This is a genomic window from Aeromicrobium sp. P2_G6 (assembly GCF_056403535.1).
In genome coordinates, this window is record NZ_JBFUFH010000001.1 from 756,812 (window position 1) to 783,316 (window position 26,505).

Annotated in this window: 19 protein-coding genes; 5 read left to right on the forward strand and 14 right to left on the reverse strand. The window is 68.1% G+C overall.

All coding sequences use genetic code 11. From position 1 onward, the window contains the following. Nucleotides 1–12 precede the first annotated feature (12 nt). From AC1DVU_RS03680 to AC1DVU_RS03690, 3 genes are all read right to left on the reverse strand, one after another. The gene (locus tag AC1DVU_RS03680; RefSeq protein ID WP_476921068.1) at nt 13–2,055 is read right to left on the reverse strand and encodes a hypothetical protein; all 2,043 of its coding nucleotides are present in this window, start codon (nt 2,053–2,055) and stop codon (nt 13–15) included. Between the two features lie 246 nt (nt 2,056–2,301). Next, nucleotides 2,302–3,768, reverse strand: coding sequence for a hypothetical protein (locus AC1DVU_RS03685; protein WP_476921069.1), 1,467 nt, complete (start codon nt 3,766–3,768; stop codon nt 2,302–2,304). Between the two features lie 212 nt (nt 3,769–3,980). Continuing rightward, nucleotides 3,981–5,468, reverse strand: a complete 1,488-nt coding sequence (locus AC1DVU_RS03690; RefSeq protein WP_476921070.1) for a hypothetical protein — start codon at nt 5,466–5,468, stop codon at nt 3,981–3,983. Nucleotides 5,469–5,658: 190 nt separating this feature from the next. On the opposite strand from AC1DVU_RS03690, the gene AC1DVU_RS03695 reads away from it, so the two are divergent. The 5 genes from AC1DVU_RS03695 to AC1DVU_RS03715 all read left to right on the forward strand — a co-directional run bounded on the left by AC1DVU_RS03695 (nt 5,659) and on the right by AC1DVU_RS03715 (nt 12,808). Beyond that, on the forward strand, nt 5,659–6,846 hold the full coding sequence (locus AC1DVU_RS03695) for an MFS transporter (protein WP_476921071.1): 1,188 nt from the start codon (nt 5,659–5,661) through the stop codon (nt 6,844–6,846). A 113-nt stretch (nt 6,847–6,959) separates the two neighbouring features. After that, nucleotides 6,960–9,848: a (Fe-S)-binding protein gene (locus AC1DVU_RS03700; RefSeq protein ID WP_476921072.1), complete on the forward strand. Its 2,889-nt coding sequence runs from the start codon at nt 6,960–6,962 to the stop codon at nt 9,846–9,848. A 4-nt stretch (nt 9,849–9,852) separates the two neighbouring features. Continuing rightward, nucleotides 9,853–10,227, forward strand: a complete 375-nt coding sequence (locus AC1DVU_RS03705) for a YchJ family protein (protein WP_476921073.1) — start codon at nt 9,853–9,855, stop codon at nt 10,225–10,227. 116 nt (nt 10,228–10,343) lie between these two features. Beyond that, nucleotides 10,344–12,428, forward strand: coding sequence for a BTAD domain-containing putative transcriptional regulator (locus AC1DVU_RS03710; protein ID WP_476921074.1), 2,085 nt, complete (start codon nt 10,344–10,346; stop codon nt 12,426–12,428). Between the two features lie 89 nt (nt 12,429–12,517). After that, entirely contained in the window at nt 12,518–12,808 is a 291-nt protein-coding gene (locus AC1DVU_RS03715) for a hypothetical protein (RefSeq protein WP_476921075.1), read from the forward strand. A 200-nt stretch (nt 12,809–13,008) separates the two neighbouring features. On the opposite strand, the gene AC1DVU_RS03720 is transcribed toward AC1DVU_RS03715, so the two are convergent. From AC1DVU_RS03720 to hutH, 11 genes are all read right to left on the reverse strand, one after another. After that, on the reverse strand, nt 13,009–14,355 hold the full coding sequence (locus AC1DVU_RS03720) for a M20/M25/M40 family metallo-hydrolase (protein ID WP_476921076.1): 1,347 nt from the start codon (nt 14,353–14,355) through the stop codon (nt 13,009–13,011). A gap of 3 nt (nt 14,356–14,358) precedes the next feature. Further along, complete coding sequence (locus tag AC1DVU_RS03725) at nt 14,359–14,805, reverse strand: hypothetical protein (protein WP_476921077.1); 447 nt, start codon at nt 14,803–14,805, stop codon at nt 14,359–14,361. Next, on the reverse strand, nt 14,802–16,265 hold the full coding sequence (gadC, locus tag AC1DVU_RS03730; RefSeq protein ID WP_476921078.1) for a glutamate/gamma-aminobutyrate antiporter GadC: 1,464 nt from the start codon (nt 16,263–16,265) through the stop codon (nt 14,802–14,804). The genes AC1DVU_RS03725 and gadC overlap by 4 nt, the downstream gene beginning before the upstream one ends. 143 nt (nt 16,266–16,408) lie before the next feature. Further along, entirely contained in the window at nt 16,409–17,545 is a 1,137-nt protein-coding gene (locus AC1DVU_RS03735; RefSeq protein ID WP_476921079.1) for a M24 family metallopeptidase, read from the reverse strand. Continuing rightward, nucleotides 17,542–19,059 carry an MFS transporter gene (locus tag AC1DVU_RS03740; RefSeq protein WP_476921080.1) on the reverse strand — a complete coding sequence of 506 codons (1,518 nt, stop codon included), beginning with the start codon at nt 19,057–19,059 and terminating at the stop codon, nt 17,542–17,544. The genes AC1DVU_RS03735 and AC1DVU_RS03740 overlap by 4 nt, the downstream gene beginning before the upstream one ends. 111 nt (nt 19,060–19,170) lie before the next feature. After that, the gene (locus AC1DVU_RS03745; RefSeq protein WP_476921081.1) at nt 19,171–19,608 is read right to left on the reverse strand and encodes a hypothetical protein; all 438 of its coding nucleotides are present in this window, start codon (nt 19,606–19,608) and stop codon (nt 19,171–19,173) included. 116 nt (nt 19,609–19,724) lie between these two features. After that, nucleotides 19,725–20,849 (reverse strand): imidazolonepropionase, encoded by a 1,125-nt coding sequence (hutI, locus tag AC1DVU_RS03750; RefSeq protein ID WP_476921082.1) that lies wholly within the window; start codon nt 20,847–20,849, stop codon nt 19,725–19,727. Next, complete coding sequence (locus tag AC1DVU_RS03755; protein WP_476921083.1) at nt 20,846–21,973, reverse strand: formimidoylglutamate deiminase; 1,128 nt, start codon at nt 21,971–21,973, stop codon at nt 20,846–20,848. The genes hutI and AC1DVU_RS03755 overlap by 4 nt, the downstream gene beginning before the upstream one ends. Further along, a complete protein-coding gene (locus AC1DVU_RS03760; protein WP_476921084.1) occupies nt 21,970–23,139 on the reverse strand; it encodes an allantoate amidohydrolase in 1,170 nt (389 codons plus the stop codon). The genes AC1DVU_RS03755 and AC1DVU_RS03760 overlap by 4 nt, the downstream gene beginning before the upstream one ends. Nucleotides 23,140–23,308: 169 nt before the next feature. Then, complete coding sequence (hutU, locus tag AC1DVU_RS03765; protein ID WP_476921085.1) at nt 23,309–24,961, reverse strand: urocanate hydratase; 1,653 nt, start codon at nt 24,959–24,961, stop codon at nt 23,309–23,311. After that, complete coding sequence (hutH, locus tag AC1DVU_RS03770) at nt 24,958–26,484, reverse strand: histidine ammonia-lyase (protein ID WP_476921086.1); 1,527 nt, start codon at nt 26,482–26,484, stop codon at nt 24,958–24,960. Before hutH ends, hutU begins: the two co-directional genes overlap by 4 nt. Nucleotides 26,485–26,505: the final 21 nt, after the last annotated feature.

Sequence of the window (26,505 nt, forward strand, 5' to 3'; positions counted from 1 at the left end):
GCCTTGCTGGTGCTACTTGACGGTGACCGTGCCGATGACCTGGAAGTCACGCACGCCGGCCTTGGTGTAACCGCTGACCCACACCCGCTTGCCGGTGCCGACCGGCGTCGAGGTGGGAACGCCCACCGTGTGGATCGCCGAACCATCGCTCGATGCTGTGCCGCTGTAGACCGACTTGCCTTCGATGAAGATCTTGTAGGCCTGACCCGAACGCAGCTTCTTGGCGTTGACCCCGAGGGTCTGCCCACGCGTCACCGACGTCTTGTTCAACGCGATGTAGTTGATCCGGGCGCTCTGCGCCGAGAACGTCGAGACGGGCTGGTAGCCGTCCTTGACCGCCGTGACCTCGACCTGCAGCTTCTTGGTCAGATCGGCGTACGGCACCGTGTAGGTCTGGCCGACCGCGCCGGGGATGACCCGCCGCACACCCAGGGTGTCGATCCGGTACCAGTCGTAGTTGTACGACGTCGGTGTCGGCGATCCACCGGTCGCGTTCGCCGCCACGATGTCCCCGACCTTCGGAGTCGTCGTGCTCAGCGTGACGGTCGGCGGAGTGCTGAACACACCGGACTCGATCAGTGCCGTGGCCGGCGACGTGCTTTCATCACTGTCGTTGAAGCCGGACTTGATCGCCTTGATCTTGACCGTGATCGCCTTTCCGATGTCACTGTTCTGAGCCACGTAGGTCGAGTTCGTCTGGCTGGGAATCAGGACTCCGTCTCTGAACCAGCGGTAGGCGTACGAGTCGCCGGCCGGAACCTCAGCCGTCTGGACGTGCGCCGTGAGCGTCGAGCCAACCGTGACGTTTCCGGTGATCGCTCCCGCGATCGGGCCAGAGGTGAAGTCGGCCATGAGGACCGCAGATGTCGGGTCCGACGTGGCCGCGTTGCTGTCGTTGTAGCCGAGCTTGGTGGCCTTGACCGTCACCGTGATCTGCTTGCCGATCTGGGGTCCACTCGGCGTGAACGTCGAGCTGGTCGCGCCGGCGATGTTCGTGCCGTCAGCCTTCCACTGGTACGTGTAGCCGTCGGCCGTCGGAGCCTCGCCGGTCGGGTTGGCCGTCAGCACCTCGCCGGCCTTGGCCGTGCCGGTGATCGTGACGGTCGGATCGGCCGAGAAGTCGCCGTTGGCGACGGCGGAGGTGGCATCGGACGTGTCGGACGAGTCGTTGTAGCCGTCCCGGGTGGTCTTGATCGTCACCGTGATCGCCTTGCCGGCTTCGGCACCGGTCAGCGTGTACTTGTCAGCCGTCGCACCAGTGATGTCGACGCTGTCGGCAGCCCACTGATAGGTGTAGCCATCGCCAGTGGGCAGCTCGCCCGAGGCACCCGCGGTCAGCTCCTCGCCCACCTTGGCCGTGCCCGTGATCGTCGCGGTGGGTCCGGGGTTGAAGTCCGCCTTGGCGACGGGGTCGGTCCCTGCCGAGCTGCCGATGCCGGAGCTGCCGTCGTAGTTGGTCAAGACCGGCGTCGCCTTGGCAACCAGGACCTTGCCGACGTCAGAGGGGGTCGGGGTGTAGTTCGCGGTGATGGCTCCAGCGATCGGGCTGCCGTCGGCGAACCACTCGAAGTTGTAGGAGTCGGCCGTCGGCACTGAGTCGGTGGTGACCGATGCCGAGATCCCGTCGTCCACCGTCGGGTTCGTGTCGTCTATCTCGACGACCGGGGCGGAAGTGAACACGCCCTGAACTGTCGCGGTCGGTGCAGAAGTCGCCGCCGTGTCGTCCTTGCCGCTCTTGTGAGCCGTGACAACGACCTGGACCTGCTTTCCCAACTCCGCCGACGTGAGGACGAATGTCTGGGACGTGGCACCAGCAATGTTGGTGGCCGGCGCGGTCGTCTGCCACTGGTAGGTGAATGTCGCGCCTGGCGGGGAGGTCGGCCCCGCGTTGGCCGTCAGCGTGTTGCCCTGGATCGCCGTCCCGGAGATCGTGGGGTTGATGTTGGTGATGGGGCCAGCGGCCGAAGCCGGCGAAACCGGCCCGAGCAAGCCGACCATGAGAGCGATGACCGCCCCGAAAAGCAAAGTACGTAGGTGCCGAGATGTCTTCAACATGCGGGTTCCGCTTCCTCGTGGATGTTGCTCGTATGTGAGCGCCGGGGAAGTGAAGGTGGCGCCGCCGACAGTCAACTCTGAAAGCAGCCCCAATGGCTCCGAATGAGACATCTGGTTTGCAATCTCGGGAAATATGACTCGTTGTGACTAGTTAGTCCGAGTGCCTGGTCTCAAAAGGAGTGACCCTGACGAAGCAGAAGGGCGACCTCCCGTGGGGAGGCCGCCCTTCTGATGAACGCTGTGTCGCTACAGCACTTCGACCGTGGTGAGGACCTGGAAGTCACGCACCCCGGACTTGTTGTAGCCGCTGACCCACACCCGCTGCGTGGGGCCGACAAGGGTCGTCTTCGGGACCGTCACCGTGCGAGATGCCGTGCCGCCGCTCGTGGCCGTTCCGGCGTAGACCGCCCTGCCCTCGATGAAGATCTTGTACGACTGGCTGGCCCGCAGCTGCCTGCCGGTGACCGTGAGGGTCGAGCCGCGAGCCACAGACGTCTTGTTCAACGCGATGTAGTTGACCCGCGCCGTCGCCGCCGTGAAGGCCGACAGCGACACGTAGCCCGGCTTGGTCGCGGTGATCTCGACCGACAGCTTCTTGTTCAGGTCGGTCAACGTCGGCGTGTAGCTGGCGGTGGTGACACCCGGGATGAGCCTGCGGACACCCAAGATGTCGGTCCGGTACCAGTCGAACGCATAGGCGCCGGGCGTCGGGGTGCCACCCGCGGGGGTGACGGTCACCAGTTGGCCGACCTTCGGGTTGGTGATGTCGAAGGTCCCCGTCGGAGGCGCGCTGAATGTGGCCAGGACGACCGCAGCGGTCTGAGCCGAGGTGCCGACGCCATCGTTGTAGCCGGTCTTCGTCACAGTGGCAGTCACAGAGATCTTCTTGCCTACTTGGCTGGCCCCAGGGGTGTACGTCACGTTCTTCGCGCCGCCCCCGAGCGTCACGTTGTCCGCGTACCACTGGTACGTGTAACCACTGCCGGTCGGGTTCTCACCGGAGGCATGTGCAGTCAGCACCTCATCGACCTTGGGCGTGCCCGTGATCGTGACGGTCGGAACCGGGTTGAAGTCGCCCTTGGCGACCGCGGTCGTCGCGGCGGAGCTGAACGTCTTGGTGAGGTAGCCGTCCTTCGTCGCTGTCACCTTCGCGGTCAGCGTCTTGCCGACGTCCGTCGCCACGGGGGTGTAGGTGTCAGTGGTGGCGCCGGCGATCGCGTTGGCGCCGAGGAACCACTCGTACGTCTTCCCGGTTGCGGCGGGGTCCTCACCGGCGAGCGAAGCGGTGACCGCCTGGCCAACCTGAGGAGTCGTGTCGCTGATCGTGACGACGGGGCTGCCCCCGAACCCATTCAGGACCGGCCCGACCGGAGTGGTGGTCACAGTGAGCGGATCTTTGTTGTTCGCGGTACCGGTGACCACGACCTGAATGTTCTTCCCGACGAGGTCGGAGGTCGGCACAAACGTCTTGCTGGTCGCGCTGGGGATGTCCGTGGCCGGATCGGTCGTCTGCCACTTGTAGGCGTACGTGACACCGCCACCCCCTGAGGTGTCGGCGGTCAGGGTCTCACCCACGGCTGGCGTGCCGCTGATCGAAGCGGTGAAGCTCACCGTGGCGGCGACTGCCGAGTTGATGGGTCCGAGAAGACCGACCATGAGGGCGATGACCGCCCCGAAGAGCAACGTTCGAAGGTGCCGAGATGTCTTGAACATGCGGGTTCCGCTTCCTCGAGGGAGTTTCGTGTGTGAGGCGCCGGGGAAGAAGGTGACGCCGCCGACAGTCAACTCTGGAAATCGCCTGCATGGCCCCGAATGCGACATCTGGTTTGTCATTCCGGGAAATATGACTCGTTGTGACTAGTCCTCCGACGAACGCAACAGGGCGGCCCATGTCGGAGGCCGCCCTGTTGCTCGTCGTTGAGTTGCTACTGCACGATCACCGTGGTGATGACCTGGAAGTCACGCGTGCCGGCCTTGTTGTAGCCGCTGACCCACACCCGCTTGGTGCCGACCGGAGTCGTGGACGGGACGCCGATCGTGCGAATGGCGTTGCCCTCGCTCGATGCCGTCCCGCTGTAGACCGACTTGCCGTCGATGAAGATCCGGTAGGTCTGACCCGCACGCAGCCGCTTGGCGGTCACACCGAGAGTCTGCGCACGCTTGACCGTCGTCTTGTTCAACGCGATGTAGTTGACCCGGTTCGTCGGCACCGACAAGTCGGACTGCGTCGTGTAGCCGGCCTTGACCGCATAGACCTCCACCTGAAGGCGCTTGGTCAGGTCGTTGTAGACGACCGTGTAGCTCTGGCTGAACCCGCCCGGGATCGCCGTCCTCACACCCAGCGTGCTGATGCGGTACCACTGGTACTGGTACGACTCAGCAATGGGCGCCTCCCCGTCCGCGTGGGCCGTCACGACGTCGCCGACCTTGGGCGTGAGCGTGCTGAGGAAAGCGGTGGGCGGCGTGCTGAACGTGCCATTGCCGACCGCCGCGGTCGCTGCCGACGTGGCCGGAGCGAGGTCGTTGTAGCCGGCCTTGCTGGCCGTGACCGTCACAGTGATCGCCTTGCCGGCGTGGGACAGGTTCGGCGTGAACGTCGAGCTCGTCGCGCTCCCGATGTCGACGTTGTCGGCCTTCCACTGATACGTGAACGTGTCGGGGGTCGGCGTGACACCCGACGTGTTGGCCGTCAGCTGCGAACCGATCGCGGGCGTGCCGCTGATCGTCGCGACCAGAGTTCCGGTGAAGTCGGCCTTGACCACCGCGAGTGTGGTCGCCGACTCGCCGGTGATGGGAGCGTAGTTGACCTTGACCGCTGTCGCCTTGGCGACGAGCTGCTTGCCCACGTCAGAGGCTGTCGGCGTGTAGCTCGCGGCCGTGGCGCCACTGATCGGGCTGCCGTCGGCGAACCAAGCCCACGTGTAGGAGTCGGCGACCGGGGTTGATTCCGTGGGCACCACTGCCTCGATGTTTTCGCCCACCACCGCGGCGACGGTGTTGATGTCGACAGTCGGAGGGGCGGTGAACGCGTGAAGAATCGTCGCGGTTGCCGTGGACGTCGCCGAGCTGTCGTCCTTGCCGTTGGAATGTGCCGTCATGACGACCTGCACCTGCTGACCCGCCAGCTCTGGGGTGAGGAGCAGCGTCGACGTCGTGGCACCCACGATGTCGGTCGGCGTCGTGCCGGTCGTCTGCCACTGCCACGTGAACGTGACGTTGTTCTGCGGACTGGTCGCGCCGACCTGGGCTGCCGTGAGGGTCTCGCCCACCACCGCGGGGCCGGTGATCACGGGGTTGAGGCCGGTGATCGGCCCAGCTGCCGTAGCCGGTGACACCGGCCCGAGAAGCCCGACCATCAGGGCGATGACCGCCCCGAACAGCAAGGTACGAAGATGTCTGACTGGCTTGAGCATGCGGGTTCCGCTTCCTCGGGGAGTGTGCGCCGCGGGAGTCGGGGGCGCCGCCACAGTCAACCCCGAAATCAGCCGAGAAGACAGGGAAACGCGACAACTGGTCCGGAATGCTGCGACGGCACGCCCTTGCCCGGCTCGACGGCGACAGGAGTAGTCTGCATCCTGAGACAATTCGTATCAGGATGTGGACATGACCGATCTGCGAGCGCCCAACCGCTGGCTCATGCTCGCCGTCTCGATGCTCGGCCAGATCGCCGGGACGATCTACGTCAACGGCGCGCCGTTCCTCATCCCCTACCTGCACCTCAAGCGGGGGCTCAGCCTCGTCGAGGCCGGCACGATCGCCGCGGCACCGCTGACCGGGACGATGTTCACCCTCGTCGCGTGGGGCGTGGTCGTCGACCGTATCGGCGAGCGAGCGTCGATGACCGCCGGGCTGGTCATCGTCACGATCGGTGCGCTGGGCGCGAGCCAAAGCGACTCGTTGCTCGGCCTCGGCCTGTGGTTCCTGGTCGGCGGCATCGGCGCCGGCAGCACGAACTCGGCGAGCGGCCGGGTCGTCGTCGGCTGGTTCCCGGCCCACCGGCGTGGCACCGCGATGGGCATCCGGCAGACCGGGCTGCCGCTCGGCGTCGGGCTCGCCGCACTGCTCGTGCCCAACCTGGTCAAGGCTCACGGGCTGTCCGCGACCCTGCTCGTCATCACCGCCATCACGGCCGCCGCGACGGTGCTCTGCGCCGTGCTGATCGTCGACCCGCCGCGGCCGAGCCGCAGCGAGGCCGCAGACCTGGGGCACCTCGACAACCCGTACACCCGCGACTCCAGGCTGTGGCGCATCCACCTCGCCTCAGCGCTGCTCGTGGTCCCGCAGTTCACGGTGTGGACCTACATGCTGGTCTGGCTCATCGACGACAAGGGCTGGTCAACGCTCGCCGCCAGCGTTCTGGTCGCATCGACGCAGCTGCTCGGCGCGGCCGGCCGGATCGGCGCGGGCTGGTGGTCCGACCGCGTCGGCAGCCGGCTCGGCCCCATGCGTACGGTCGCGATCGCCGCCACCGCGACGATGCTGTCGCTTGGCCTGCTCTCCGGCACCCCGCTAGCGATCGCGCTCATGGTCATCGCCACGGCCGTGACCGTGGCAGACAACGGGCTGGCGTTCACCGCGGTCGCCGAGATCGGCGGACCGTACTGGTCGGGGCGTGCCATGGGGATGCAGAACACCGGGCAGTACATCGCCTCCGCCCTGGTGCCACCGGTCGTCGGCGCACTGGTCTCCGGACGGGGGTACGGCTTCGCGTTCGCCCTCGTCGCGGTGTTCCCGCTGCTGGCGATCCCCTTGGTGCCGGTCCGGGGAGAGCATCCGGACGCCATTGTGTGACGTATGCCGCATGCCTCTGTCTTTGGCTGGCCTAACTGAGCATCATGGTTGCTGTCGGACTAGTGTCACCCGTACTGTCACGGTCACTTTGCAGTTCAGGGGAAAGGGCTCCCATGCGTGTCGTTGCCATAGTCGTGTCGCTTGCCATCACTGCCGTTGCAGTGGCACTGGCGGTGAAGGCCGTCAAGGACATGACTGCCGTGATCCGCAAGGGGCAGCCGGCCATCGGGCGCACCGACAACAAGGGCGCCCGCTGGGCCAACATGTTCAAGGAGACGCTGGGCCACACCCGCATGCTCCAGTGGACGTGGATCGGCATCATGCATTGGTTCGTGTTCGCCGGGTTCATCTTCCTGAGCTCGATGGTCCTCGGCGCCTACTTCCAGATCTTCGACGCGCACCAGGCGCTCCCGATCATCGGGCACTGGGTCATCTACGAATGGCCCGCCGAGCTCCTGTCCTGGCTGACGCTGATCGGCATCGTCTTCCTCATCGCCGTACGCCAGAAGAACCACCCGCGCAGCCTCGGCCGCAAGTCCCGCTTCTTCGGCTCGACGTTCTGGCAGGCGTACTTCGTCGAGGCGATCATCTTCACCGTCGTCCTCTGTGGCTTCACGCTCCGCACGCTCGAGTACGCGATGGAGAAGGCGCACGGCGCTGACGACCTGACGTTCCACTACCCGATGACGTTCTTCCTCGGCGACCTGTGGGACGGCCTCTCGGTCGACACGATGGAGACCCTCGTCTACACGATCGCGATGATCAAGATCGTCGTCTCGATGACGTGGCTCATCACGATCGCCCGCAACATCACGATGGGTGTCGCGTGGCACCGCTTCACCGCGTGGTTCAACATCTGGTTCAAGCGCGAGTCCGACGGCTCGACCGCGCTGGGTGGCCTCGAGCCGATCTACATCAAGGGCAAGGCGCTCGACCTCGAGGACATGGACGACCTCGAGGAGGAGGACTTCGCCAAGCTCGGCGTCGGCAAGGTCGAGGACTTCACCTGGAAGGGCATCCTCGACTTCACGACGTGCACCGAGTGCGGACGTTGCCAGAGCCAGTGCCCTGCGTGGAACACCGAGAAGCCGCTGTCGCCCAAGCTGCTGGTGATGGGCCTGCGCGATCACGCGTACGCCAAGCTGCCGCTGCTCGACCAGGACGAGGCGTCGCTGACCGACGAGCAGAAGACCGAGCTCGAGCGCCCGCTGATCGGCAACGCCGAGGCATACGGCGTCATCGATCCTGACGTCCTGTGGTCCTGCACCAACTGCGGCGCCTGTGTGCAGCAGTGCCCCGTCGACATCGAGCACGTCGACCACATCGACGACATGCGCCGCTTCCAGGTGCTCGTCGAGTCCAACTTCCCGGCCGAGCTCAACAACATCTTCAAGGGCCTCGAGCGCAAGGGGAACCCGTGGGGCATGGACCCCAAGGGCCGCATGGACTGGGCCAAGAAGCTCGACTTCGAGGTCAAGCAGGTCGGCGTCGACGTCGAAGACCTCGACGAGGTCGAGTGGCTGTTCTGGGTCGGCTGCGCAGGCGCGTTCGAGGACCGCGCCAAGAAGACGACGCAGGCCGTCGCCGAGCTGCTCGACATGGCCGGCGTGACCTTCGCGGTGCTGGGTGACGGCGAGACCTGCACGGGTGACCCCGCTCGTCGTGCCGGCAACGAGATCGTCTTCCAGCAGCTCGCGATGCAGAACGCCGAGGTCTTCAAGGAGACCAAGGTCAAGAAGGTCGTCTCGACCTGCGCCCACTGCTTCAACACGCTCAAGAACGAGTATGCCGAGTTCGGTGTCGAGCTCGAGGTCGTGCACCACACGCAGCTGCTCAACCGGCTCGTGCGCGAGGGCAAGCTGACCCCGGTCGCACCCACCGCGGAGACCGAGACCAAGAAGATCACCTACCACGACCCGTGCTTCCTGGGCCGTCACAACCAGGTCTACGAGCCGCCGCGCGAGCTGCTCAGCGTCATCCCCGGCGCCGAGTTCACCGAGATGCCGCGCAACTCCGAGAAGTCCTTCTGCTGCGGCGCCGGCGGTGCCCGTATGTGGATGGAGGAGACCCTCGGATCGCGCATCAACGTCAACCGCACCGAAGAGGCCATCGCGACCGGCGCCGACCAGATCGCCGTCGGCTGCCCGTTCTGCCGCGTCATGCTCTCCGACGGCCTGACCCTCAAGCAGTCCGAGGGTGCCGCCCGCGAGGAGGTCGAGGTGCTCGACGTCGCGCAGATGCTGCTCGCCGGCGTCAAGCGCGCCCCGTCGGCCGAGGAGACCGCTGCCGTCGTCGCCGAGGCTGAGGCCGCGGTCGTCGCGGAGGCTGAGGCTGCGACCTCGTCGCCTGCCGGCGCGTCGTCCGGCTCCGGCGGTCCGGACGAGGTCACCGACATCGACCAGGCCGCAGCAGCGGCGAGCAACATCGACGTCGACGAAGAGGGCTCCCGTACGGGCGATGCCCCCGAAGCACGCTCCGACGAGACCGCCCCGGTCAGCGACGCCTCGACAAGCGCGACGTCCGGTGTCGACGCTGAGCCTGAGGTCGACGCTTCGACAAGCTCAACGTCCGAGGCTGCTTCGACAAGCTCGACGTCCGAAGACGTCACCGACGACCGGGCGGCCAGCGACAAGGAAGCCGCCGCCTGGGCCAATGTGGGTCCGGTCAACCACGATCCGGGCGACACGACCGATCCCGAGACCGAGCTCGTGCCGCAGAAGTCCGACAGCGATCCCGAGATCGCCGCGACCAAGAGCCACGACGACATGCCTGCGGAGGACATCACGCACGTGCCCGACGAGACCGCACCGGTCGACGACGACGCGCGCCAGGAGGAGGCCGCCGGCATCATCCCCGTCGAGGAGGCCGAGTCCACGGCCGATCCGGTCTCCGAGGACGCTGCTCCGCTGACTGACGCCAACCCCAGCGGCGCCGACCTCAGCAAGGCGGCCGGTGGCGGCGAGACGGTGGCGGACGACGAGGACGAGCAGCCCAAGCCATAGCGTCATGACCCGTTGTCCCTGCCTGAGCGGACTGACGTACGAGGCGTGCTGCGGCCGGCTGCACGCCGGGGCGGCGTCAGCCCAGACGGCGGAGCAGCTCATGCGGTCGCGCTACAGCGCGTTCGCGGTGGGCGACACCGCCTACCTAGTCGCGACATGGCACCCGAGCACCCGGCCGACCTCGCTCGAGCTCGACCCGGACCGCCGCTGGTACCGGCTCGACATCCTCCGCACCGATCGGGGTGGTCCGTTCGACACCGAGGGCGTCGTGGAGTTCCGGGCGTACCACCGATCAGCCGGCGACAAGGGCAGCCAGCACGAGGTCAGTACGTTCGTCCGCGAGGACGGCCACTGGCTCTACGTGGATCGGACCGACTGAGACAGCATGCCAATGATTCGTTGCAAAGACAGGGAATTTGGAACAGGCCGTTCACCGAACACGGCGTCGGAACTGCCCTAGCCTGAACCGCAGGAGGGTTTGGGCGGGAGGTGCCCATGCCACGTATGAGGTCGGCTTCGGTCCGCGATCTCCTCGACGTCCACCACGACGTCGACCCCCTCCTGCACGCACTGGTGGACCTCGGTTCGGACGCCATCGCGAGGAGCACGGCCGACGACTGGGAGGCTCTCGCTGAGGCCCTCCGGTCCGATGACCACTATCCGGCAGCGATGGCATGGCGGGCCGGATATGCGCTCTATCGCCTGGGCCACACCGACCGCGCGGAGCACTTCTTTGAGCACGCGGACCGCACCGAGCTCGACGACGCGGAGCGCGCTCAGTTCTGCGCCGCTTGGGCCTCGACCGCCTGGGGCACGGGCCACGCGGACCTCAGTGAGGAGCTCGGGCTCGAGTCGTTCGCGGCGGCCGAGCAGTGCGGGGACGACGCGGCCCTCACCTGGGCCTGGGAGAGTCGCGCCTTGCTCGCCTCGATCCACGGCGAGCCCCGGGAGAACCTGCACGCACACCACCGCGCCCTCGACTACGCACGTGCGGCCGGCGACACCCTCATGGAGTCGCGCATCCGCAACAACCTCGGCTGGACCCTGTTCGAGCAGGCTCGCTACACCGATTCGCTGGCGGAGTTCGAGCTGGCCCTGCGCCTGGCGGACACCGCGGGCCACCTGCCCTCGATGGCCCACATCCGGCACAACGTCGGCGACGTCATGCTCCACCTCGGTCGCATCGACGAAGCGCTGGTCGAGGTCGAGGCCGCCCGGTCGATCTGGTCCGGGCTCGACTCACCGATGGTCGGCGCGGCATGGCAGCTCCTGGCCGACATCCAGCGGGCACGCGGCAACACCGCCCAGGCCACCATGGCATACCGCGAGGCCGTCGCCGTCGCGGCGGTGACAGCCGACACCCACACGCTCGTGCCCGCCCTCATGGGTCAGGCCTTGATCCAGGTCGCGACCGATCCCGACGGGGCAGGCGAAGTCGCCCAGCGACTGCTGTCAGTGCACTCCTCTCTCGGTCCGCTGCCGGGCACGCTGACCGCCGGCTGGGTCGCTCTCCACCGTGGGGAGGTGCAGGCGGCCGCCGCCGCGGCTACGCGCGCGTTGGCCGACGCATCCCAGCGTCACGCCAGGGCCTGGCTCGCCGAGGCGCTCGAGCTGTCCGCCCTGTCCACGACGAACAACCGCGCCGCACAGCTCCAGGAGGCGGCCTCGATCTGGCAGGAGATCGGCAACCCCATCCGGTTGCAGGTCAACCGCATCGTCCAGGCACACCTGTTCGGCAGCCACTTCACCGAGCAGGTGGCTCGCGCCGGCCTGCGGTCACTGGGCGTGCAGGAGGATGCGTACGGCATCGCCGGCCCGCTGCACGCGATCCGGCCGTCCACCTCGACCCACGCAGTGCACATCCACGTGCTCGGGACATTCGTGCTGTCGCTGCACGGTCGCCCGGTGACCAGCTCGGAGTGGCCGTCCCGCAAGGCGCGAGACGTCCTCAAGGTGCTGGCCGGACGGGGTCCGCGCGGCATACACCGCGAAGGCCTCTCCGACCTCCTGTGGCCTCGCTGCACCGACGCGGGCAGCAAGCTCTCCGTCGCCCTGTCGCAGCTCCGGCGCGTCCTCGATCCGCACCGGGCCCACGGCCAGAACCACTTCGTCCACGCCGACCGGGCCAGCGTCCGCCTCAACATGGAGACCGTCTCGGTCGACGTCGTCGACTTCATCATCGCCGCACACGAGTCCGTCGCCGCAGCACAGGCCGGCAAGGAGGAAGCCATCGAGATGCTCGAGGCCGCGGCCGCGATGCACACCGGCGAGTTCCTCGAGGAGGACCTCGCCGAGGACTGGCCGGCGCAGATCCGCGACGAGGTCGAGAGCCTCGGCAACGAGGTCATCCGCGTCCTCGCCTTCGCCCTGAAGTCCGGGCCCGACCCTGAGCGCGCGGTCCCGTGGCTCGCGCGCCTGCTGGCGTACGACCCGTTCGACGAACCCATCTATGCCGCGCTGATGCGGGTCCTCACGGCCGTCGGGCGGCACGGCGAGGCCCGGCGACACCATCGGGCGTACGTCCTGCGGATGCATGAGATCGGCGTGCCCGCAATGAGCTGGGAGCAGATGGCGGCCTGAAACTGGAACGCGTTCTCAAAGTTTCTGCAACGTTTTCTCAAGGGCCGGGTCGCAAGGTGTTCCTCAACCCTCGTCCCCAGGAGCACCCCATGGCCACCATCCGCTATCCCATCACCTCCGCCGTCGGAGACACCATCCACGAGATCGAGAGGCTCGCCTGGGCGATCATCGCCCGGCTCGCGATCCTCGCGATCCTGGGCACGGCGACAGTGGCCCTTGCCGGCTTCGTCAACTACGGCCCGCTCGCGGACGAGCTGTCCAGCTGGTCGCCGTTGAACGCGATGGGTGCGGTGATCGGCATCGCGGTCCTCTCGATCGCCCTGCTGGGGGCAGCCAAGAGCCCCCGTGAAGACCGAGCCGAGGCCTTCGACGTCGAGTGAGACCGGCGCTGCCCGAGAGCGGCAGCGCTTACTTCTGCTTGGTGTAGCGATCATCGACGTCCGTTGTGCAGCCACGTGCGGGGAGCGCCGATGCAGGGGATCGGCGCTCCTCGTGATTCTGTGTTTCTGGGTCCATGACCGACGAATCCCACCGATGACGAGGACGAGCAGCCCAAGACGTAAGGGCTCCAGCTCTCGCGTCACCCGACGGCTTCGGCGTACGCCTTGAGGAAGAGCGCCTCGGCGCAGGCCATGCGTTCGATCTCGGTGGGATCCACGCTCTCGTTGGGGGCGTGGATCAGGGCGAGCGGCTCCTCCACCCCCATCAGTAGCAGCTCCGCATCTGGGTAGGTCTCTGCGAACACGTTGCACAGGGGGATCGACCCTCCTTGGCCGAGGAGCTCGAGGTCCCGCCCGTATGCCTCCCTCATCGCCGTGCGCATCGCCTCGTACGCCGGACCGTCGGTGCGTGCCCGGAAGGGCGATCCGGTCGCCTCGGTCGTGATCTCCACGGACACGCCCCACGGAGCAGCCGCCCGCAGGTGCTCACTCAGAGCTCGTTCGGCCTCGTGGGGTTCGGTGCCCGGGGGAATCCGCAGGTTCAGTCGAGCGCTCGCCTCCGGCACGATGGCCGCGGCGGAACCCACCACCGGCGGGCAGTCGATCCCGAGGATGGTGATCGCGGGCCTGGCCCAGAGCATGTCGGACACGGTGCCGGAGCCCAGAAGCGTCTCCTCGTCGGCTATTCCGATGTCACTGCGGAAGGCATCGGTTGGGTACGGCGCCCCAGTCCACACCTCTGTGCTGTCCAAGCCGTCAATAGTGGTGTCTCCAGCTTCATTGCGAAGCGAGGAGAGCATCGCAACAAGAGCGGCCAAGGCGTCCGGTGCGGCACCTCCGAACATCCCCGAGTGGAGCTCCCCCGGCAGCGCAGTCACCTGCACGATCACGTTCACCATCCCGCGCAGGCTGGCCGTCAGTGCCGGCTCGCCCACCGCCGCGTTGCCGGTGTCGCAAACGAGAATCGTGTCCGCACGCAACAGGTCGGCGTTGGCGGGCACGAACGCCTCGAGTCCACCCGTGCCCTGTTCCTCCGAACCCTCGACGACCAGCTTCAGGTTGACCGGGATCTCGTCCCCCAGGGCACGCAATGCCGCAAGGTGCATCACGATGTTGCCCTTGCAGTCCGCCGAGCCGCGCCCGAACCAGCGACCGTCCACCTCGGTCAGCTCGAACGGCGGGGTGCGCCACGCGTCGTCGACGAGGGGAGGTTGCACGTCGTAGTGCGCGTACAGCAGGACAGTCGGAGCACCGGGATCCGAGCATGGCCGCGAGCCCACCACGGCCATGCTTCTGTCCGGCGTCTCAGCCAGCCTTGCGTCCTCGAAGCCGACGCCGGCGAACGCGTCGAGCACCCACTGTGCTGCTCGGGCGCACTCCTCCGGCGGGAACTGCCGAGGGTCGGCCACCGACGGGATCGCCACCAGCTCAGCGAGCTCCTCGCGTGCTCGCGGCATCAGCTCGGAGATCCGCGTGTTCAGGTCCACGCCTCAGTCACCTGCCACGTTGTCCGTCTTGAAGTCATCGACGTGCGCCTTGAAGTCGTCCAGCTCGTCGGGGCAGTAGGTCTTGATGATGAGCAGCTGACCCTTGACCACGCGGCTGTCCGCGATCACGGGCCTCATCCCAGGACCCGCGGCGCCGTTCGTGAGCAGTGCGTGCAAGGTGGCGCGGCTAAGGGCCTCGTTCGGGTCGGCGCAGGTTGCGCCACCGTCATCTCCGAGCACGCGGACCACCTGGTCCTTGTCGGGTGTCCGCGCGCCTGCGTCTTCGAGCGCCGTGATCAGCTGGTCGGCCTTGTCCTCAGCCTGTCGGGTCTCCTTCGCACCGTGGAAGGTGATCAGCGCTATGACCACCAGCACCGCAAGGATGGCCAACGACGTGTAGTAGATCCACGATCGTTCCCGCTTGGTCTGGGTCTCCATCATGTCGCTCATGACGGGGTCACCTCCTCCGGCAGGGGCTGCTTCCACGACGGCTTGCGGAACCGGTAGAAGAGGAAGGGAACAAGCAGGCCGAGTCCGAGCGCACCGCCAGCGACGATCAGGAAGTAGATTCCGGAGTTGCCCTCCGCGAACTGCGACGGGGGGATGAACCCGACGAGAAGGGCGGCAAGTGAGGCCGTGAAGCCGACGCCGCACATCCCAATCAGCATCGGAGCGCGATAGCCGCGCGGGTGGTCCGGGTGCTTGCGACGCAGCTGCACCGCCGCAACGAACATCAGCAGATACATGATCAGGTAGACCTGCGTGGTGATGACCGAGAACACCCAGTAGGCGCTGGAGACATCAGGGATCAGCGCGTACGCGAGCCCGATCACCGTGGTGACCAGACCCTGGACGACCAGGATGTTCTGCTGGACGCCGTTCTTGTTCAGACGCTGCAGATACGGCGGGAGGTAGCCCTCCTGGCGGGAGATGAGCAGTAGGCCTCTCGAGGGACCGGCCAGCCAGGTGAGCATGCCGCCCAGGGAGGCCGCGACCAGCATGATGCCGACGATCGGGGTCAGCCACTGCCAGCCGAAGTTCGCGAACACCGCATCGAAAGCCTGCATCACACCGGCGGTCAGCGACAGCTCCTCGGCCGGAACGATCCAGCTGATCGCCAGCGCCGGGAGGATGAAGATCGCAAGCACCAGCCCCATGGCGAGGAACATCGACTTCGGGAATTCCTTGCCCGGGTTCTTCAGCGACGACACGTGAACCGCGTTCATCTCCATGCCCGAGTAGGAGAGGAAGTTGTTGACGATGAGCACGAGGCTGGCCAGTCCGGCCCACGCGGGGAGCAGGTTCTCGGCGGTCATCGGTGCTGCAGACGAGTTGCCTTGTCCCAGGAAGACCATGCCGAGGAGGACCAGGACCACACCCGGGATCAGGGTCCCGATGATCAGGCCGCCGCTGGCCAGGCCGGCGACACCCTTGGTGCCACGCGAGGAGACCCACACTCCGGACCAGTAGACGACGATGATGACGCAGGCGGTCCACACCCCACTCGTGGCCAGCTCAGGATTGAACACATACGCCAACGTGCTCGCCACGAACCCGAGCAGACTCGGGTAGTAGAAGATCGTCATCGCGAACTGACACCACACCGCGAGGAAGCCCATCGGCTTGGAGATGCCCTCGGACACCCACTTGTAGACGCCGCCCTCCCACCCTGAGGCGAGCTCGGCAGAGACGAGCGACGTCGGAAGCAGGAACACGATCGCAGGGACGATGTACAAGAAGACGCACGCCAGGCCGTAGACCGCCATGGTCGGCGCGGCTCGAAGGCTGGCCACCGAGCTCGTGGTCATCATCGCCAGGGCGATCCACGAGATGTAGGCCGCCGCAGGTGCCCGGGTGCGGCCGGCCGCCTTCGGGACCGATTCGTTCGCGGGCATGTCCATGGCGCTCATGGCCGCCTCGCTGTGACGAGCCCAGCGCTGCGGAAGTTCATGTGCGGTCTCATCGTGTACCTCTTCCGCCGAGGGTGGTGGATCCCACGATTTCGCTCCCCGACGCCTTCAGCCTCACCCTGAGCGGATGATTTCGGCAGGCATCACTGCACGAGGCGCAGGTGGCGATCGGTGTTGTTCAGGCGGCGGCCGCCGTCCTCCGTGACGGTCACGATGTCCTCGATCCGGACGCCGAAGTCGCCGGCGAGGTAGATGCCAGGCTCGACGGAAAAGCACATCCCAGGCACGAGCGGCTGTTCCTCGCCCTCGATCATGTACGGCGGTTCGTGCGTCGTGGTTCCGATGCCGTGGCCGGTGCGGTGGATGAACTGCTCGCCGTACCCCGCCTCGGTGATGACTTTCCGGGCTGCCCGATCGATCTCCTGGCAGGCAACGCCGGGCCGGACCGCGTCCACGCCTGCTTGCTGTGCCTGACGCACGATCTCGTGCACCTCGCGGATCTGGTCGGACGGCTCACCAATGCAGACCGTGCGGCTGGTGTCGGAGCCGTAGCCGTGCATCAGGCCACCGAAGTCGAGCACGACCGCGTCGCCGACCTCCATGACTCTGTCACCGGCCTCGTGATGCGGGTTGGCGCCGTTCGGGCCGGAGCCGACAACCGTGAAGTCGACCTGCTCATGCCCGAACTCCCGAAGCAAACGCGCCAAGTCGGCGGCGACGTCGGTCTCCATACGGCCGGAGAAGCGCACGCCCAGGATCTGCTCGTACGTCGCATCCGCAGCGGCTCCCGCCGCCTCCAACCGGGCGAGCTCGTTGGCGTCCTTGACAGCCCGGAGCATCGGCAGGCTCTGTGTCAACGAGCGGTAGGACGATCCCGGCACCGCGTCCTGCAGCCCGAGCAGATGCATCGCCCAGCCGTAGTCCGAAATCCCCATGGTCGCGTTGTCGCGGATGAACACCCCAGCCCTCGAGAACGGGTCTTCGCCGTCACCCCAGTCCACGATCGTCACGCTGCTCGCCCCCACGGCCCCCTCCGCGTCCGGGCGCTCCAGGCTCGGCACGAGGAGGGTGGGTTCCCGATCGGGGGTGAGGATGAGCACCGTCAGCCGCTCGGTGATCGCCGTGGGCCGGTAGCCGGTCAACCAGACCAAGTCAGGCCCGGGGGTGATCAGGAGTCCGCTCAACCCGGCGCGCTCGGCGTCGACAACTGCGCGCTGCATGCGTGCTGCATAGTCCTCGCTCGTGAACGGCGTCGGGGCCGGCGCTGCACTCGGAGTCATGGGGCATCCGATCGGCCGCTCGCAGAGCCACCTCGGGTGGCGGTCGCCGAGGTGGGCAACGTGTGCGAGATGGCGGCGGCCGCTGCGGCGGCATCGTTCACTGTGCCCCTCGCCGCGCGGTGACGACCCATCACGAAGGCCATCAGGACACCCAGGAAGCTGAAGACCGCCATCAACCATGCGGCCGCGGCCAGGCCGGAGGCCAAGGCGCCTGCCTGTGCAGCGCCGTCGGCGGTCTGGTTTGCGATCACCGAGCCGTAGACCGTGGCGGCCAGGGCGGTGGCCACGGCCGCGCCCACGTACCGGGCCATGTTGGACACGCCGGACGCTCCGCCCACCTGGTGCTCCGGCACGGCTGCCGTCGCGGCCGAGGATGCCGGGCCGTTGGACATGCCCATGCCGACCGCGATGGCAATGAGCGGCAGCAGGAACGCTGCGTACTTCCAGGATGACTCGGCGAAACCCACGATGACGAAGCCGGCGGTGGTGAGGGCGAAACCGACGCCGATCGTCTGCCGTCCACCGAACTTGGCCGCCATCCGCGGCACCAGCGGGGCCACGACGACCAGACCGACCGTTGCCGGCAGGGTGGCCAGTCCGGCCTTGAGCGGACTGAGGCCCAATGTGGCCGGATCCTGGAAGTACAGGCTGAGCAGGTACATCAGGGCGTTGATCGTGCCGGCGCCGATCAGGATCGCGACGGTCGACCCGACCAGCACACGATTGCGAAGGAGTGAGAGATCCAGCAGGGGTACGGCGACTCGCCTCTCCACGACGATGAACGCGTACCCGGCGGCGACCGAGAGGGCGAAGCACCCAAGCGTTCCCGCTGAGATCCATCCCCAGTCGCCGCTCTTCGTGACGCCGAGGATGAGGGGTGTCAGGGTCAGCGCGATGAGTACCGTGCCCGCGTAGTCGATCGACTTCGGCCTGTCCGGGTCCCTCGACTCGCTCACCATCGCCGCGGTCAACAGCATGCAGAGCGCAGCTATACCGGCGTCGATCCAGAACAGGCCCTGCCACCCGGTTGCGTCGACGAGTACGCCACCCAACAAGGGACCCGCAGCAGCGCCAACGGCCGCCGCGGCTCCCCACAGGGACACCGCCCGGAGCTGAGCGTTGCCCTTGTTGGCGACCGACAGCAGGCTCAGGCCACACGCCAGGATGGTCGCCCCCGCAGCGCCCTGGATGAGACGGCCGACGATCACCATGCCGCCGGACTCCGCAAGCGCGATCAGCACGCAGGACAGGGTGAACAACAGCAGGCCGAGCTGGAAGATTCGCTTGCGGCCGAAGACATCGCCCAACGAGCCCGACGTGACGATCGTCGCGGCACCGACCAACGAGTAGCCGGTGACCGCCCACTGGAGCGTGGTGACCGAGGTGCCTGTGTCCTCGGAGATGGCGGGAAGGAGGATGCTCACGGCCGAGGTGTTGGCATTCACGACGAGCGTCGAGATGCAGGTGGCCGCGAGCACGCCACTGGTGCGGGTGCCCATCTGTGGATGGCTCATGGGCCTCCTCCCGGACCGGCTGGGCCAGGCCCACCGTGCCCGACAATAGGCCAGCGAGCGTTGTCTTCCTTCACCCGCGAGGGATGAGCAAGTCGCACCACGATGGCCAGGTCAGCACGTCGACTGGATGTCCTTGATGAGGCTCTGTACTGCGGCGCCGAAGGCGGACAGGGCCTCCTTGGCGGCGCCCAGTGTGGTTGCTGACGGATCGGCCTTCGCTGCTTCCAGGCTTGTGCGGAGGCTCGCATAACTGGCTTCGACCGCATCGATCTCCTCTGTGAACTCAGACTTGGCATCGTCCTTGACGTCCCTGAGGTCACCTCCGACAGCTGTGAGACCGCTGCGCAATTCGCTGAGGGCGTCCGAGGAGGTGAAGTCAATTGCCTTGACCTTCTCGACCGATGCGTCGAGGCTCTTGACGGAACCGCACACGGCGGGTTCGTCCTCTCCACATGCAGTGAGTGCCGTAGCCAGCGCGACGGTGATGACAGGGGTAGCGATGAAGGCGCGCATGGTTACCGTCAGGTGCCCGTCTGCGTGTCGCTTCACCGTGCCTCCTCCCGTGACCGGGTCGAGCCATCACTCACACCCGAAATTACGACCTCGGCCATCGGGTGCATTCACCCGTCACGGATGATCACCGACCTAGTGACGAGGCGCCCCGTTCAGCCGATGGCAGCGACGAGCGGGACGCCGGGGCGGTAGGCGAGGTGCACGAACGACGGGGCATTGAGCACCGCGTAGTCGGCCTTGGCGCCGACGCCGAGATGGCCGACGTCCTCGCGGCGCAGCGACAGCGCCCCGCCCTTCGTCGCGGACCACAGCGCCTCGCGCGGGCTCATGCCCATGTCGCGCACGGCGACGGCGATGCAGAACGGCATTGAGGAGGTGTAGGAGCTCCCGGGGTTGCAGTCGGTCGCCAGCGAGACCGTGACACCGGCATCGAGCAGGCGGCGCGCGTCGGGATAGGGCTGACGGGTCGAGAACTCGACGCCCGGCAGCAGCCCCGCGACGGTGTCGGAGCCGGCGAGTGCGTCGACATCGGCATCGCTGAGGTAGGTGCAGTGGTCCGCCGCGGCGGCACCGAGCTCGACCGCGAGCCGCACCCCGGGTCCGTGGCCGAGCTGATTGGCGTGGATGCGCGGCAGGAGCCCGGCGGCGAGGCCGGCCTTCAGGACCGTGCGGGCCTCGTCCTCGCCGAAGGCACCGTCCTCGCAGAACACGTCGATCCACCGGGCGTACGGCGCGCACTTCTCGAGCATGGCGCCGGTCACCAGCTCGACGTACGCCGCAACGTCCGTGCCGTCGGGCACGACGTGAGCGCCCAGGAAGGTGGTCTCGTCGGTGAACGTCTGCGCGATCGCGAGTGACCGGGCCTCGTCGAGCACCGTCAACCCGTAGCCGCTCTTGATCTCGGCGGTCGTGGTGCCCTGGGCCCGCATCTCCGCGAGGTGGCGGGCGACGTTGGCGGACAGCTGCTCGTCGGGCGCGGTCCTCGTGGCGGCGACCGTGGTGCGGATGCCACCTGCGGCGTACGGCTCGCCGGTCATCCGCGCCTCGAACTCGGCGGACCGGTCACCGGCGAACACCAGGTGCGTGTGCGAGTCGACGAAGCCGGGGATCACTGCCGCTCCGCCGACGTCGCGCTCCGAGTCGGCGGCCGGGGCGTCACGGCGATGCCCGAACCACGCGATCCGCCCACCCTCGACGATGAACGCGGCGTCGTGCAAGATCGGCCGGTCGGCGTCCCACGTGACAAGCTCACCGATGTTGGTGACGAGCATCGTCATGTGCGGCTCCAGCAGGCGTCAATCGCGGCATCGAGCTGTTCGGCGACGTCGCTTCGGTCGCCAACGACGTCCTCCGCGCTCGCCGCCCACAGCAGCTCGACGGCGCCGGCGGTGCGTACGGACTCACCGATCTCGATCGTGTCGCCGGCCGGGAACCCGAGCGACTCGTGCCCGTTCGCGCTCGCGGCCTGCCAGAGCTGCTCGGCGCTCCACGCACCGCGCACGCCCGAGGCCAGGCGCTGGTGCATCTCGATGGCGCGGGCCTCGGCGAACATGTCGATGACGGTATTGCTGTCCGAGCCCAATGTCAGCCTCGCTCCCGCTTCGCGGAGCGCGACACTCGGCCCGATGCCGTCGGCGAGCTCGGCCTCGGTCGTCGGGCAGAAGCAGACGTACGCCCTGGCGTCGCCGAGCGTCGCGATGTCGTCGGGCGTCAGATGAGTGGCGTGGACCGCGGTCGTGCGAGGGGTCCACGCGCCCGCCTCGGCCAGCAGCGCGACCGGGGTCAGCCCCGTCGCGGCGAGGCAGTCCTCGTTCTCGGCCGGCTGCTCCGAGACATGCACGTGCAACGGAGCGTCCGGCAGCGCTGCAGCGACGGTCGCGAGCTGGTCACGAGGCACCGCGCGCACGGAGTGGATCGCGGCGCCGATCACGACGTCGTCCTCGCCGGCATGCTTCTGCGCGAGCTGCTCGACGCGCGACGCCCACGCCTCGGCATCCCCGTCGCTGAACCGCACCTGCGCACCCTCGACCTCCTTGCCCCTTGAGCCTGTCGAAAGGAAGCCGGCCGCGAGGTAGCAGGTGTCGAGCAGCGCAATGCGCACGCCGGCCTCGCGAGCGGCAGCGATCAGCGCCTCGCCCATCGCGTTCGGGTCGTCGTACGGCCGGCCGTCGGGGCGATGGTGCAGGTAGTGGAACTCGCCGACGCTGCGGATGCCCGCGAGGTACATCTCGGCATACGTCGACCGGGCCAGGTCGAACAGCAGGTCGGGGTCCAGCACCCCCGCGAGCGCGTACATCTGGTCGCGCCACGTCCAGAACGAGTCGGCGCCGGTGATGCGGCCGCGCAGCGCACGGTGGAAGACGTGGCTGTGGCAGTTGGCGAACGCCGGGACGGCCGTCACGAAAGGGCTCGCACCACGGTGGTCAACGCTTCGACGCCGGCCTGGCAGTCCGCGTCCTCGGCGAACTCCGCCGGGGAGTGCGAGACGCCCGTCGGGTTGCGGACGAAGAGCATCGCCGTCGGCACGTGCGGGCTGAGCACGCCGGCGTCATGACCGGCTCCGGTCGGGAGCACCGGCGCGTCGAGCAGGCTCGCCAGACGATCGCGCAGCGGCACGTCGAACTCCACGGCCGGGCTGACCGACTCGGTCGTGAGGGCGACGGTCGTGCCGTCCGGGTCCGCCGCGGCGCGGGCCTGGTGCGTCAGCGCGTCGACAAGCTTGTCGAGCTGCCCCTCGTCGGCGGCGCGGGCATCGAGCCACGCGCGTACGCGTGACGGGATCGCGTTGGTGCCGCCGGGCTCGACCTCGAGCCGGCCAAAGGTCGCCCGCGCACCGGCGTCGGTGGCGAGGCGGCGGGCCGCGAGGACCGTCGCGGCATACGCCTGCATCGGATCGTGCCGGTCCTCCATCAACGTCGCTCCGGCGTGATTGGCCTCTCCGCAGAAGTCGAGCCGCCAGCGGCCGTGCGGCCAGATCGCGGTCGCGACACCCACGGCGGCATCGGAATGGATCAACGACCTGCCCTGCTCGACGTGCAGCTCGATGAACGTACCGATGCGGTCGAGGAGGTCGGTACGCCCGACGCCGCGCGGGTCGCGACCGCGGGCCGTCATGACCTCGGCGAGGGTATGTCCGTCGCGGTCCTTGAGGCTCAGCGCCTTGTCGGCCGACAGCGCACCGGTGACGAGCTGCGAACCGACGCAGGCGATGCCGAAGCGGGCACCCTCCTCGTCGGCGAAGTTGCCGACGACGACCGGTCGCTTCGGCGCGTGGCCCTGGGCGCGGAGCTCGTCAACCGCGGCGAACGACGAGACCACGCCGAGCGGTCCGTCGTACGCTCCGCCGTCCGGCACCGAGTCGAGGTGCGAGCCGATCAGCAGCGCGTCGTCGCCGCTGCCCCACCAGGCGAACTGGTTGCCGTTGCCGTCCTCGTCGAGCTCCATGCCGCGGTCGGCAGCCTCGCCGGCGAACCACTCACGCAGCGCCATGTCGGCATCGCTCCAGGCGAAGCGCCGATAGCCGCCCGTCCGCGCGTCCTTCCCGATGTCAGCGATCGCTTCAAGCACTATGCGCTCCCTAAGGAGGCCGCCCGCGGCCGACTGGGAGCGAGCTCTGCGAGCGAAGGGTGGTGAGGTCGAGTGCTCGCCCGAGCCTCTCGTCGTACGCCCCTTCGGTCGCTCGTTCCTCGCTCCCTCCCGGCCTCGTTCCTCGGCCTAGGGGTCGGAACAGTGTTCATCACGCCTCCAGCATGGGGACTCGTAGGCCTCGTTCCTTCGCGACCTCGGCGGCCCGGTCGTAGCCGGCGTCGACGTGCCGCATGACTCCCGTACCCGGATCGTTGACCAGCACACGCTCGATCTTCTGCGCGGCCAGCTCCGTGCCGTCCGCGACGATGACCTGCCCGGCGTGGATCGAGCGGCCGATGCCGACGCCACCGCCGTGGTGGATCGACACCCAGGTGGCTCCCGACGCGGTGTTGAGCAGCGCGTTGAGCAGCGGCCAGTCGGCGATCGCGTCGGAGCCGTCGGCCATCGACTCGGTCTCGCGGTAGGGCGAGGCAACGGACCCGGAGTCGAGGTGGTCGCGGCCGATCACGACGGGGGCGCTCAGCTCCCCGGAGGCCACCATCTCGTTGAACCGCAGCCCGGCGAGGTGCCGCTCCTGGTAGCCGAGCCAGCAGATGCGCGCGGGCAGGCCCTCGAAATGCACCTTCTCCTGGGCCTTCGTGATCCAGCGGGCCAGGTGCTCGTCCTCGGGGAACAGCTCGAGGATCGCCCGGTCGGTCGCGGCGATGTCGGCCGGGTCGCCGGACAGCGCGGCCCAGCGGAACGGGCCCTTGCCCTCGCAGAACAGCGGCCGGATGTATGCCGGCACGAACCCGGGGAACTCGAAGGCGCGCTCGAAGCCGCCGAGACGGGCCTCCTCGCGGATCGAGTTGCCGTAGTCGAACACCTCGGCGCCAGCGTCCATGAAGCCGACCATCGCGCGTACCTGCTTGGCCATCGACGCACGGGCCCGCTCGGTGAACCCGGCCGGGTCACGCTCCGCCTCGGCGTGCCAGTCGGCGACCGAGACACCCTCGGGCAGGTAGCTCAGCGGATCGTGCGCGCTGGTCTGGTCGGTCACGATGTCGATCGGCGTGCCGCGTTCGAGCAGCTCGGTGAACACCGTCGCGGCATTGCCGACGATGCCGACCGAGAGCGCGCGGCCCTCGTTCTTGGCCGCGACCGCTCGCTCGACCGCCTCGTCGAGATCGGTCCAGTACTCGTCGAGGTAGCCGTGCTTGACCCGGCGCTCCAGCCGCGTCTCGTCGACGTCGACGACGAGCGCCACGCCCTCGTTCATCGTCACGGCGAGCGGCTGCGCACCGCCCATGCCACCACAGCCACCCGTCAGCGTCAGCGTGCCGGCGAGCGTGCCGTCGAACCTCTTGCGAGCCACGGCCCCGAAGGTCTCGTACGTGCCCTGGAGGATGCCCTGCGTGCCGATGTAGATCCATGAGCCCGCAGTCATCTGGCCGTACATCGTCAGGCCCTCGGCCTCGAGCTTGCGGAACTCCGGCCACGTCGCCCAGTCGCCGACCAGGTTGGAGTTGGCGATCAGCACGCGCGGCGCCCACTCGTGCGTACGGAAGACGCCGACCGGCTTGCCGGACTGCACCAGCAACGTCTCATCGTCCTCGAGCGTCTCGAGGGTCCGGACGATCGCGTCGTACGCCTCCCAGCTCCGCGCCGCGCGACCGGTGCCGCCGTAGACGACGAGGTCCTCCGGGCGCTCCGCAACCTCGGGGTCGAGGTTGTTCATCAGCATGCGCAACGGCGCCTCGGTCTGCCACGACTTCGCGGTCAGGGTCGAGCCGTGTGCAGCACGAACGGTGGGACGGGTCATGAGTCACTCCTTGAATGGGCCGCTTCGAGAAGGGAGCCGTCGCGGACGAGCTCCGTGGCGGCTTCGAGGTCGGGTGAGAGGTGGCGGTCGGGGCCCGGTCCGGCGACCTTCGTACGCAGCAGGGCGATCGCGGCACCGGTCGCCGTCGACGGTTCGAGCGGGGCCCGCAGGTCGATGCCGCGTGCAGCGGTGAGGATCTCGACCGCCAGCACCCGGGTCAGCAGGTCGACCGAGGTGCGCAGCTTGCGTGCCGCGGACCAGCCCATCGAGACGTGGTCCTCCTGCATCGCGCTCGACGGGATCGAGTCGACGCTGGCCGGCGCCGCGAGCCGCTTGAGCTCGGACACCATCGCGGCCTGCGTGTACTGCGCGATCATGTGCCCCGAGTCGACGCCGGGATCGTCGGCGAGGAACGGCGGCAGGCCCTGGCTCCGCGCGGCGTCGAGGAACCGGTCCGTCCGTCGCTCGCTCATGCTCGCGACATCGGCGACGGGGATCGCGAGGAAGTCCAGCACGTACGCCAGCGGTGCACCGTGGAAGTTGCCGTGCGACTCGATGCGCCCGTCGTCGAGCACCGACGGGTTGTCGATCGCCGAGGCGAGCTCACGACCGGCGACCGTCGCCGCGTGCTCGAGGGTGTCGCGGGCGGCGCCGTGCACCTGAGGTGCGCAGCGCAGCGAGTACGCGTCCTGCACCCGACCGTCACCGTGCCGGTGGCTCGCGACGATCGGTGACCCGGCGAGCAGCGATGCCATGTGCGCAGCCGAAGCGGCCTGGCCGGGGTGCGGGCGCAGCGCCTGCAGGTCGGCGGCGAGCACGCGATCTGTCGCCATCAACCCCTCGATGCTCATGGCGGCGGCGAGGTCAGCGGTGTCCAGCAGGCGACGCAGGTCGTGCAGCGCCAGCACCAGCATGCCGAGCATCCCGTCGGTGCCGTTGATCAGCGCGAGGCCCTCCTTCTCGGCGAGCTCGACCGGCTCAAGGCCATGCGAAGCGAGCGCCTCGGCCGCAGGGCGTACGACTCCCTGGTCGTCCACCTCGCCCTCGCCCATCACCGCGAGCGCGCAGTGCGCCAGCGGCGCCAGGTCACCGGAGCAGCCCAGGCTGCCGTACTCCCGCACGATCGGCGTCAGCCCCGCATTGAGCATCGACGCGTACGCCTCGGCGGTCTCCAGGCGTACGCCGGTGTGCCCGCTCGCGAGGGTCGACAGGCGCAGCAGCATCAGCGCCCGGACGACCTCGTTCTCGACGCGCGGGCCCGTGCCGGCGGCGTGCGAGCGGATCAGGCTCTTCTGCAGCTGCGTGCGCAGGCCAGGCTCGATGTGCCGCGTCGCGAGCGCACCGAATCCGGTCGAGATGCCGTAGACCGGGACGTCGGACGCGGCCAGCTCGTCGACGTACGCGCGGGCCCGCTTGATCGCATCGCGCGCCTCCGGGCTCAGCTCGACCGTGGCACCCTCGCGTGCCACCCGCACGACATCCTCCGGCGCGATCGCGCCCACTCCAACCGTCACTTGTGCCATGTCTCCATTGCACGCCCGCAC